Below are 11511 nucleotides of genomic sequence, written 5' to 3'. Positions count from 1 at the left end.
CGGTGGAGATTACGCCAGTTTGTGAAGAAATTCTGAAGTTCCTGCCATTTTTGCTGTGGCTTTTGATCTTTGAACCGCAGCAGGAAGAAATCTTATCTGCGGCAATGTTCATAGCGATAGGATTTGCTACTTTTGAAAATATCTGCTATCTTGCAGAAAATGGTGCTCAGAATTTTTACTTTCTCTTTCTTCGCGGAATTGCTGCCAGAGCCATGCATCTGTGTGGTGGAATTGCTGCCGGATATGGTATAGGTTTTGTATTTCAAAGGTTATGGCTTCGGGTAATTGGAACCATCGGCATTCTTGGATTTTGCATTGTCTTTCATGGCATCTATAATCTGCTGGTGACAGCCGGAGGGACATGGCAGAAATGCGGATACCTGTTTCCTGTCATCTGTATTATGCTTGTATATATCATACGTCTGTTACGAAATCACTTACAGAGAAATCCGTAAGTGATTTTTTGTTTTTATTAAATAAAATCATCTATCAGGTGAAAGGTTTTTCTTTTTTGGGACTTTCTATAAGTATAGAACAACTATGTCTGCGCATGAGAGAGTGAACGGGAGGAAAGGAAATGAAGAGAAAACGAAGACAACGCTGGATCGCTATGCTGATGGCAGTGGTCATGCTGGCCAGCACAATGGGGAGCACCGGGCTGGCACAGTCTCTGCAAAATGAGACAGCTGACAGTGAAACGATCCAAAAGCAGGAAGAACCCAGAGAATTTTTGCTTCCAGATCAGGTAAAAACATGGAAGGATGTGCCAGAATATTTTTGCAGACTTCTGGGTTATCTTCCAGAAGATGGTGCAAATCTGGAATTAGATGAGGAGAGTGATCGGTATCAGGAAATACTGATCAGCGAAGGGATCTTTGCGGCGAAAGATTTTTCGGAAAAAACAACAGACCCAATAACGGAAGAAGAGTGGGAGACCCTTTGCCGGAAAGCTTTCTCGGAGACGGTAAAAACAGAGGAAGAAGCACAGAACCTTTCAGGAACAGCGGAGTCAGACAGATGCCTGATCACGGCAGATACCTCTGAGCTTACAGGACTCACAGCCGGTCATGTGTCATCTGTAAATGGCAGCTGCCTTTCCTTATATGATTCAGAGATAGAAAAATTAAGTATTTGTGATACCAGGGAACTGAAATTAAAGAATGTAAAAACAAAAAGACTCTATATCAGCATGGCAGACGGAGAAAGCTGTCGTATTCAATCAGATGAAGAGACTGAGATCCCGGAACTGGTAATAACCGGAGAGGGCAGTGTGTCTATAGAGGGCAGCGGCTCCTTTGGTGTAGTACGGGTGATGGATACCATTCAGGAGCTTGAAGTAAGAGCAACCTGTTCAGTCATCAATGAATCCGATGCAGATATTTCCCTAGAAGACACAGAAGGAAATGTGGAGCAGCTTCAGCCAACAGAGCAGAGAGAACTGACTCTTTCTGGATATCTGATTCAGTTTGTTGCAGAAGATACTACGATTGATACCGAAGTAGTAACACCTGGTTCTGCGATCGTATTTCCGGAAACAGTACCGGAAAAAGAAGGCTGCATTTTTACATCCTGGTATAAGGATGAAGCCTTTACAGAACCGGCATCTCAGTTTGAAACAGCAGAAGGTCAGATGGTCTACTATGCGAGATATGTGACAGAAGATGATGCTGTGACAGTAACCTTTGATACGATGGGTGGAGCATCTTTGTCACCGGTAACGCTGGCAAAAGGAGAAAGCCTTCTTACCAGACCGGTTTCAGAGATCTATACCAGCCAGGAAGGTTATACCTTTGGAGGATGGTGTCTGGATAAAGCTTGCACAGAAGGATTTTCTTATTCGCAGCCAGTGGAAGGAGACCTGACACTTTATGCATTCTGAAGTACAGTCAGAAGAAAAAGAAGGCAATACAGCAGAATGGAAAGACTTTGAGTGGAATGGAAAAATCGGCCTGAGTGCACCGGAAGATATGTCTCTAACGGAAGTACAGGCAGCGGTAGCCGTACAGGCAGGATCTGGTGAAAATGATCCTGAGATTGCAGTTGCAGAACAGGATGGGAAATATGTGCTCTCAGGAACCGGATATGAAAAAGATGGGGAAAAGGGATTTGAACCGGGTTCTACCTTTAGTTTAACCGTGACGGGTGACGTACACTTTGCTGATTATGCAGAAGAAATCACAACACTGGTTGTGTCAGTATATAAAGAACAGATAGAAACGGTTGCATTTGCAGATGACATGCATTATGTGCTTTGGGATGATGTGATCAGCTACATCCCTGCAAAAGAGCAGACGGAAGACGATCTGACTGCAGATGCAGAAAAACTGCTGGAATCGGAAGAAACAGAATTGGCAGATACGGAATCGGAAACAGAAAGTTTACAGGAGGAAACCGCAGATACAGAGCTGACCTCGGAAACAGAGACAGAAACAGAAACCGAAAGTGAGACATCTGTCACGGGAGAAGAAAACGGTTCTGAGTGGGAAATGCCGGCCTATATTCCAGGTGAGATCGTGGTAAAAGGAGACACGGATTATCAGGAAGGAGAACTGGTTGCATTTTACGACGGTGACATTGGCTGTGATGAAAAAACAATGGATTCTTATGTAGAAGGATCCTATGATGGCTATGTGCTTTATGCAAAGGTGCAGGCTACAGAAAAGACCGATCAGGGAACACAGATTACATTCCAGTATGCAAGCCCGGAAGAGTATCTGGCTGACTTTGATGTACATATGACCGAAGAAGCAAATCTGGAACAGGAATTGTCTCAGGAAGATCTGGCCCTTTTAAGTTCCAGACTAAGTAGGCAGGTAGAGGAAAATGATGAATTGAAAGCTCAGATGCTGGTAGCAGTGATGAGTTCAAAGGAAACCCAGGAGCTGTTGAATGAGAAATACGGAGAAGGTGCTTATTCTCTTGCGGCTATGAGTGCAAACTTGAGATTGAATAAACCATCGGTCTCCCTGACAGCTTCCGGAAGTCAGGTGACAGCAGATATTTCCGTATCCGCAACGGCAACGATTTCCAAGGACCGAAGAGTCATTCTCACCATAGAACCAAAGCTTTCCTTTACTCAGGTTCTGGAAGTGAAGATGAATGTCAATGGTGGAAAATTCTGGATTGATATGTCGGTATCCTTCCTGTCCACAACGAAAATAGCTCTTACCATATCAGCCACATCCGGTGGAGATGTGTCTGTTTTTGAAGATGCAAAAGATACTTTTGCCGAACTGGTAAAACCGGAAGGCATCCAGGGAACCTATGAAGAATATGACAAATCTGTGCAGGATCTGATGGAGACGATGAATTCCATTGTACAGACCTCTCTGAATTACAGTCAGTTGTTTGACAGCCTTCTGCTCCGGTTACAGTATTCTTTCTATGGAATCATTACGATTGGATTTGAAGTGCATCTGGTAGGCCAGGTGGGAATTCTTGCTACTTTCGGAATAGAGATTATTGCAAAAAGCGGTGAACGCATTGGTTTTAATTATAATTTCCTGAAATTTAAAGGAAGCTCTTATACAGAAAAACTGGACAGTAGCGTTACCAATAATATCTATCTGATCGGTAAAGTGGGGGTCCGGGTCGGCATTCGGATGGTACTATCCATCACGATCTGTGGTATTGTAAAGACCAGTATTATAGGTGATCTGTTTGCTTATGCGGAGTTGTCTGGTATGTATTTCTTCACGGCAAATCTGCTATCTGGCGCCAACAGTAATTTTGGAGCAGTAAAATTTGAAGTGGGAATTGATGTGATTGTCACGCTATCGCTTCAGGTGCGACTGATTATCAAGACCATCCGCAAAAACTGGAAGGTATATGAAGGCAGATGGCCATTGTGGTCCAAATCTTTATCCAGTAAGCTGAGTTACATGAATGAAGAGGAGATAGAGAAAGCATGGGAAGCACAGACACAGTATGCCGATAACAAAACGGTATTTGGACTGACAACCATACCAATGAAGACCTGGGATCTGTTGGGAGGAAAGTGCCTGAATACACAGACGCTACCTGGAAAAGATTCCCATATTACACTGGAAATTGAAAATCTGGTGGTAAATGATGAGGCAGTTCCGGATGGAGACCCGAAAAACGATCTGTTTGCAGTAGGCGATACAGCCAAAGGACAGAGCCCATTCTGTATTTATATGGATGAGAATGTGGCAGCAGAGCAGATCTGTGAAAAGGCAGAACTGGATCTGGTGATTACCTATGAAAACAATGCATCTTCCGCATTGGTGAAAAAACAGGTAAAACGGCTGCATCTGAATAAAAAGTGTGCACTTGCAACTACAAGCCAGCATGTAAAAGTGGCGCTGTTTGACTGGTGCACTGAGAAATGGGGAATTCCGGCAGCTGACTGGGACAATGCGGTTGTTTATGAAACTACATTTACATCCTCACACATGCTGGGAGGATTTTACGAACCGACCGATACCGGAATATTGAGCCTGGGAGAAATCGTATCAGAAGCACAGACCAGGTATCCAGAGCTGGCGACTCTGAATTATAGCTGGTCAGAACCAATGCGGGATGATTCGGCATCGGTGGTACAGTACAGTGTTCCACGCATCAGTGATTTTTGTTATATGACACCGAATACCGGAACGGTTTGTTACGATGTGAAACCACAGACGGAGGAATCAGAAGTAACCTATTATCTGTATGTGCGGAGATTCGAAGGATACGAAGACAAAGTGCGTTACCATGTGCGTCTTACCGGTGCGGATCCTAAGGATACTTACGAATTCAGTGCCAGAGCAGCAAAAGAGGGAGAAGTATTTACTTTTACAGAAGAAAAAGAGCATACATATTTGCTGCCAATGAGAAGAAGTCAGTTTGATGGATCGGATCAGCCACTGATGATGTCTGTCAATGGACAGGAAGCGTTTAAAACTGGATTTGTCATCAACGGGCAGGAGACACAGGAGGATGTTTACTTTGATCTGTCAGCTGGAACTGCCATGCTGGGTATCCAGCTGGGAGAAGGGGTAGAAGGATATGAATTCACAGATCCTTCTATTGTAACTGAAGATGGAATCAAACCAGGAACCAAAGTCGAACTGAAGGTGCAGTTGAAGGATGGCTATGGCGGACTGGAAGCGTTATGTGATAAGGAAAGCATTGACATTACCGTAGAAGATACGACTGTTCGTTTTACCATGCCGGTCAATGGAATTTCATTGACGCTTCAGGCCTATAAGCTGCACAGTATTACGTATATGTATCATTACAAAGGAAATGGTGTATACAAAAAAGAGTATTTTGCGGAAAATGAAAGAACAGAAAAAGTGAAGAATCCAAGTCTGGATGGTCTGACCTTCCGTGGATGGTACACTTCACCAGAATATAAAGGAAGCGAGTACCAGTTTGGCGAGAAACTGACCACAGATGTGATTCTGTATGCGGACTGGACCTGTGATGTGACGGTACATTTTTCACCGGCAAAAGGAAAAGCAGCTTACCGTCTGGCAGATGGCACACAGCAGGCATTTTTCAAACAGACCGAAAAGACGTACTATACCTACACCTATTCCACCCAGAGACCTGGAGAGAAACTGCCAGATCTGGTGATACCGGAGTATGACGGCTATCAGTTTATGGACTGATATCTGAATGCAGAATTTGCAGGAAATCCAGTGAATACTGAAAATTATAAACTGACAGGTGGAATCGATCTGTATGCGCGCTGGGCAAGAGAACTGGTTATTATATTTGACAGAAATGACGGTTCTTCTGATCAGGAACATGCGAAAGTGACCGGATACAACGGATATCCATTGCCGGTTGTACCGGATGATCCGGAACGATTATATTATACATTCACCGGATGGTATCATGACAGGGCAGCAACAGATCCATTTGACTTGAAGAATGAAATCCTGAACTGGAATACGATCATTTATGCAGGCTGGAAAGCCAATGTCTATCAGATCACCTATGATCTGGGAGGAGGCACAAATGCAGCAGGCAATCCGGATACCTACACCACAGAGGACACCGTGACTCTTCAGGCTCCATCCAGAACAGGATATACCTTCAAAGGATGGACGGGCACAGGATTAAAAGCAGCTTCTGCCACTGTACAGATTCCGGCAGGAAACGGCGGAGACCGAAGCTATACAGCTATCTGGGAACCAATTACCTACCAGATCAGTTATAAACGTACTTTTGGTACTGCAACGGATAATCCAAATGAATACACCATTGAAAGTCCGGAAATTGTACTGATACAGCCGACCAGAGAAAAATATCAGTTTGAAGGATGGATCGGAACGGATCTGGAAGAACCAACACTGGAAGTACATATTCCAAACGGTTCTATAGGAGAACGTGCTTATACCGCCACCTGGTCCATCACAGATCCGGTACTTTCCATTCTGGATCGCATTCAGGAGCTCGCAGCAGAGAATCCATATGAAGGAAATCTGTCTGATTATCTGCAGACAGAGGACTTTATGAAAGATACCAGAGATTATGATAGAATCGAGAAACAGCTTTTGGAAATTGTGAAGGCACATCTGGAGGAACTGGTCAAAGCAGATAAGAAAATCGGTGCCTACAGTGATCAGATTCAGATTGACCTGGTATTAAATACAGATGTAACAAACAGGGAACTTCCTGACCGACAACAGTATCGTTTTTCTGTGACAGCGGCTTATACAGATGACGATGGCAATACTACATCAGAAGAACCGTTTGAACAGGAAGCAGTACTTCAGAAAATCATACCAACCCCTGTTGTTCAGGAAACATCCCGTCTGAATTATGGAAAACCGGTGGGAGAAAGTGTATTTTCGGATGACGGAAAAGGTGTGGCTCAGTATGTCAATAAAGATCTGGGACTGGAAATTCCGGTATCTGGTGCCTTTTCCTGGAAAGAAACGGAAAAAGGCAAGGTTCCATTTGGACGGAATAATGGCATGGAAAAATCACAGTACACCGCAATCTTTACACCGGATGAGACAATGGCAGATGTATTTGCTCCGGCAGAGTGTCTGCTGGATGTGAAGACACAGGTAGGACTGTATCTGACAGGAACGGCAGACGACCGGGTATACCATTATGATGAAGGAAAAGGCTCCGCCGATATCAGCTGCACAGGCACGGTAACACTGGTATATGCGAAGGAAGATGGCAGTGCAGATACAGAAAAATTTACAGAAGTGTCCGAACTGTTAAGTGCAGGAACCTGGACACTGGATAATGGAAATATCGGAAAACGGAAGGCAACCTATCAGGGATTTGCACTGGATACGGATAAAAACAGCGATGGTATGTATTATCTGATCAATCAGAAAATAACCTATCAGATAACCGTTACACCACAAAATAAAGTTATCCAGACCAGTCCGTTGACGACAGAGCAGACTTCCTATGAGTATGGAACAAAGCTGAATAATATCGGACTGAATCAGACGGATGTCAAGCTCCAGTATGCGGATGGAAACTGGGTAAGCGGAACCAGCAGCTGGGCTGGTAGCGTGGATACCAATACTGTCCCGAATGCGGGAACCAGTAATTATCCGATTACATTTACACCGGATACAAAATATCAGGGAGGCTATGGAACTTATACCCATGCATCCTATACGGCAGCGGTTGTTATTGATAAAAAGAAAGTGGAAATTCCAACCGTATCAGATAAGACCTACAATGGTGCCACACAGACATCTGGTTTATCTGAGACAGAAACTTATACCATCCTTCAGGATGTCGGAGGTAAAAATGCGACGGATCAGCCATATGTTACCCTGCAGTTAAGGGATAAAGAAAACTATGTATGGGCAAGCAAAAATGCAGATGGAACCTACACAGAACAGGGATCGGAAAATTACAAAATCACCTACCAGATTCAAAAGGCAGATCTGCAGCTGAAAAAGTCAGAGAATGCCAGCATATTGCCGCTTCTGTATGGCCAGTATCTAACGGATGAGAAGAATCCGGGACAGGAGAACGTACAGGGGAATTGGGTTCAGAAGAACCTGTCAGCCGAACAGATGTTGAAAGGGTATAGAGTTGCCTATAAAGGAATATCTGGTTTGCAAGGTGCAAATAGAATCTGGAAATGGGAAAAAATTGGCGATCTTGTTTCCAGTCAAAACGGGGATTTACAACAGCCCCTTAGTGTGGGAAAGTATCAGATTAAGATATCATTCAGACCGGAAGACAGTGATAATCTAAATGAATATGTGACGTATTTGCCGGTTAATGTTGAAAAGTCCTTACCTTTGGTAAAGGGAAAAGAAAATCTTAAAGCTAATTCCATGTATCAGGCAAAGGATGTGGAGAAGAATTCTTTAAAAAGTGGGGGCGCTGTGCTTATTACCAATGAAGTAACGGTTTACAACCGTTATACAGGAGGTCGCATTTATGGAACCTGGAACTGGTCAGAACCAGATGCCATACCACAGTGGAAAAATGTAGACAGTAATAATGAAGTAACGCAATCTGTAACATTTTATCCATCAAGTTATGCAAACAATTATTCAAATGTAAGTGGCATTACCTGTAAGGTACCGTTGAGAACCACGCTTAATGTCAGAAAAACTTTGGTGTATAAGGGAAAAGAGTCAACATTGCTATACCCGGCTTCTTCTATGACTAACGGTCTGACAAATGTGCTGGAAACAGTTAATCATGAGAACTGAATGATTATGAAGGTAGAGGTTATATGGCAAACTCCAGATGGAGAAAAAAGGGCCACAGCAAAATGCAAAAATCCGGATAATGTTGTAAGTGTTTATGATCCAGAGAACTTTATGAGTGTAGAAAGAAAAAAGGAAAATGGTTTATGGGGAGTTTATATAACCTTTACAGGTGTATACACAAGGCCGAGAAATGATGTCAGAGTGATATTTACAATGGGAGACAGCAGTGATTTTACATCTTCACAAAAGTCAAAGAAAATCACAATGGAGGCACAAACTGAGACAGAAATGGAAAATACAGAAACAGAGCTGCAGATTTCAGTCCCGGAGACTACAATGTCTGACTCAGAAAGCATAACATCTAAACCTTCTGTACCAGAGACAACCATGCCAGAGAGTCAGACCACAGAAACAACAGCACCGGAGAGTCAGATCCCAGAAACGGAGCCGCCTCAGACACAGGCTATTGAAAGTGTGGAATCGGTACAAAATAGTGGTGATTCATGAGAAGAATATACTTTTATGTAGGGATTCTGTTTGGCATCTTTCTAACGATGCCCCTCACAGTGGGGCATCGGCAGAAATGGAAGCATTAGAAGAAGCATCCAATGCGGTAACCGTCTGTATTCTGGATTCTGGCTGCAATCTGCCAGATGTGCATGGAAAGAATTACCTGGAGGGTACAGAGGATCTGACGGATCAGGAAGGACATGGAACTTGTGTATATGAAATTCTAAAAGAAACGGCACCAGATGTAGATATTTATATGTTGAAATGCTTTGACAGTAGTATGGCGTTGACTCAAAATACGCAGGAAGCTAGTGGTGAGCACTCGAATGTCACAGATATAGGTTCGGCTATTATTCAGGCTATTTATGATGCGGTGGACATATATGATGCTGATATCATCAATATGAGCTGGACTTTAAATCAGGATAATGAAGAACTGCATGAAGCCATTGCATATGCGGCTGGACGGAATGTACTGCTGGTAGAGGCAGCGGGAAATTTGTCACTGTCTACACCGCTTGGCAGCGAGGTCTACCCGGCTGCATGGAAAGAGGTGATAGGGGTGTTCGGTGCAGATCTGAATGAACAGGGAGAGCCAGTTAGCTCTCTCTGGTATCTGCAAAGTGATGCTGTATTTGTATCCGCAGATGGTAATTATCAGGGAGAGAAGGGCTCTTCTTATGCTGCACCCAGAATTAGTGGCATATTAGCAAAGTATCTGTCTGAAGTGCCAAATGAGAATCATACAAAAGGAAAAGCAGAAGAATATCTGAAAGAAATAGCAACAGATGCAGGGGATCCGGGATATGACACTACATTTGGATGGGGATATGTGGAAACAAGCTGAATTTGCGGTCAGAACATGCAAAAGAGCCCTCTCCATCTTCATACAGCAGCACAAAAAATGCCAGAATATTCTGGCATTTTTTGATGTTGACAGAAGCTGCTGGCATTCTTATTACTGCAGAATAAAAACTGTTGATTTTTATATGGATGTCTTGTATGATGATAGTTGTGAAACAGGAGGTAGATGATGCAGGAAAAAATTAAGGTGGCAGTTGATGCAATGGGCGGAGACAATGCCCCTGTAGAGCCTATTAAAGCAGCAGTAGAAGCTGTGAATGAGAATCCGGATATCAGAGTTGTTCTGGTTGGAAAAGAGGAAGTTATTCAGAGCGAGTTGAAAAAATATACTTATGACCAACAGCGTATTGAGATTACAAATGCATCAGAAGTAATCGAGACGGGTGAGCCTCCGGTGAATGCGATCCGTAAGAAGAAGGATTCATCCATTGTAGTTGGAATGAATATGGTAAAGCATGGGGAGGTCGATGCGATTATATCCTCGGGAAGTACCGGTGCTGTTCTGGTTGGAGGACAGCTGATCGTTGGAAGAATCAGAGGAATTGAGAGACCGCCACTGGCACCGCTGATTCCGACAGAAAAGGGAGTAGCTCTTCTGATTGACTGTGGAGCTAATGTAGATGCCAGATCTTCTCATCTGGTACAGTTTGCAAAGATGGGATCCATTTACATGGAGAATGTAGTTGGCATTAAGAACCCGAGAGTCGGATTGGTGAATATCGGAGCAGAAGAAGAGAAGGGAAATGCGCTGGTAAAAGAGACATACACATTATTGAAGGAATGTAAGGATATTAATTATATTGGGAATGTGGAAGCAAGAGACATTCCGGCCGGTGTCTGTGATGTGATTGTCTGTGAAGCATTTGTGGGAAATGTCATTCTTAAATTATATGAAGGCACGTCATCCGCATTAGTACGCCAGATAAAAAAGGGCATGATGAGTACCCTTCGTTCCAAGATCGGAGCACTTCTGGTGAAGCCGGCGTTAAAGAATACATTGAAGACGTTTGATGCGTCCCAGTATGGTGGGGCACCGATGCTTGGATTAAAGGGACTGGTCATAAAGACTCATGGAAGTGCAACAAGCAAAGAAATCAAACATGCAATTTTCCAGTGTACGCAATTCAGCAAAGAGCGTATTAACGAGAAAATAAAAGAACATATTCTTGAAGAGACAAATTAGGAGGTACAATTATGGAACTTGAAAAACTTCAGAAAATCATTGCAGAGGTTATGAATGTGGACGAGGAAGAGATCACAATGGATACCACGTTTGTGGATGATCTGGGAGCTGACTCTCTGGATGTATATCAGATCATCATGGGCATTGAAGAAGAGTTTGATATTGAGATCCCGAATGAAGAAGCTGAAAAGATCGTTTCTGTAGGAGATGCGGTAGAAGCTATCAAGAACGCAATTGATGCGTAAGTTTGATCTTTGAGGGTGCCGTTTTTGTGCACCCTCTTTTTTGAATTAT

Annotated in this window: 8 protein-coding genes; all 8 read left to right on the top strand. The window is 43.4% G+C overall.

Going from position 1 to position 11511, the window contains the following annotated elements; all coding sequences use genetic code 11:
- Positions 1-2 precede the first annotated feature (2 nt).
- A complete protein-coding gene (locus OCV47_RS01345; protein ID WP_262653225.1) occupies positions 3-455 on the top strand; it encodes a PrsW family intramembrane metalloprotease in 453 nt (150 codons plus the stop codon).
- A 122-nt stretch (positions 456-577) separates the two neighbouring features.
- The gene (locus tag OCV47_RS01340; protein ID WP_262653222.1) at positions 578-1879 is read left to right on the top strand and encodes an InlB B-repeat-containing protein; all 1302 of its coding nucleotides are present in this window, start codon (positions 578-580) and stop codon (positions 1877-1879) included.
- Complete coding sequence (locus OCV47_RS01335; protein ID WP_262653221.1) at positions 1869-5618, top strand: InlB B-repeat-containing protein; 3750 nt, start codon at positions 1869-1871, stop codon at positions 5616-5618. Before OCV47_RS01340 ends, OCV47_RS01335 begins: the two co-directional genes overlap by 11 nt.
- Before the next feature lie 30 nt (positions 5619-5648).
- Entirely contained in the window at positions 5649-8660 is a 3012-nt protein-coding gene (locus OCV47_RS01330) for an InlB B-repeat-containing protein (protein ID WP_262653220.1), read from the top strand.
- Between the two features lie 111 nt (positions 8661-8771).
- Complete coding sequence (locus tag OCV47_RS01325) at positions 8772-9167, top strand: hypothetical protein (RefSeq protein ID WP_262653217.1); 396 nt, start codon at positions 8772-8774, stop codon at positions 9165-9167.
- 76 nt (positions 9168-9243) lie between these two features.
- Positions 9244-10017 (top strand): S8 family peptidase, encoded by a 774-nt coding sequence (locus OCV47_RS01320; protein ID WP_262653216.1) that lies wholly within the window; start codon positions 9244-9246, stop codon positions 10015-10017.
- 186 nt (positions 10018-10203) lie between these two features.
- Complete coding sequence (plsX, locus tag OCV47_RS01315) at positions 10204-11217, top strand: phosphate acyltransferase PlsX (protein WP_262653442.1); 1014 nt, start codon at positions 10204-10206, stop codon at positions 11215-11217.
- Positions 11218-11228: 11 nt separating this feature from the next.
- Positions 11229-11462 carry an acyl carrier protein gene (acpP, locus tag OCV47_RS01310; protein WP_117449671.1) on the top strand — a complete coding sequence of 78 codons (234 nt, stop codon included), beginning with the start codon at positions 11229-11231 and terminating at the stop codon, positions 11460-11462.
- Positions 11463-11511 lie beyond the last annotated feature (49 nt).

It is taken from the genome of Muricoprocola aceti (assembly GCF_025567005.1).
Taxonomy (GTDB): domain Bacteria; phylum Bacillota; class Clostridia; order Lachnospirales; family Lachnospiraceae; genus Marvinbryantia; species Marvinbryantia aceti.
This window is presented reverse-complemented; position numbering and strand designations above follow the sequence as displayed.

What these genes read in the sequence shown, in the direction of transcription:
- plsX (WP_262653442.1), top strand. Translation starts at nt 10,204, where the DNA reads ATGCAGGAAAAAATTAAGGTGGCAGTTGATGCAATGGGCGGAGACAAT.
- OCV47_RS01320 (WP_262653216.1), top strand. Translation starts at nt 9,244, where the DNA reads ATGGAAGCATTAGAAGAAGCATCCAATGCGGTAACCGTCTGTATTCTG.
- OCV47_RS01335 (WP_262653221.1), top strand. Translation starts at nt 1,869, where the DNA reads ATGCATTCTGAAGTACAGTCAGAAGAAAAAGAAGGCAATACAGCAGAA.
- acpP (WP_117449671.1), top strand. Translation starts at nt 11,229, where the DNA reads ATGGAACTTGAAAAACTTCAGAAAATCATTGCAGAGGTTATGAATGTG.
- OCV47_RS01325 (WP_262653217.1), top strand. Translation starts at nt 8,772, where the DNA reads ATGAGTGTAGAAAGAAAAAAGGAAAATGGTTTATGGGGAGTTTATATA.
- OCV47_RS01340 (WP_262653222.1), top strand. Translation starts at nt 578, where the DNA reads ATGAAGAGAAAACGAAGACAACGCTGGATCGCTATGCTGATGGCAGTG.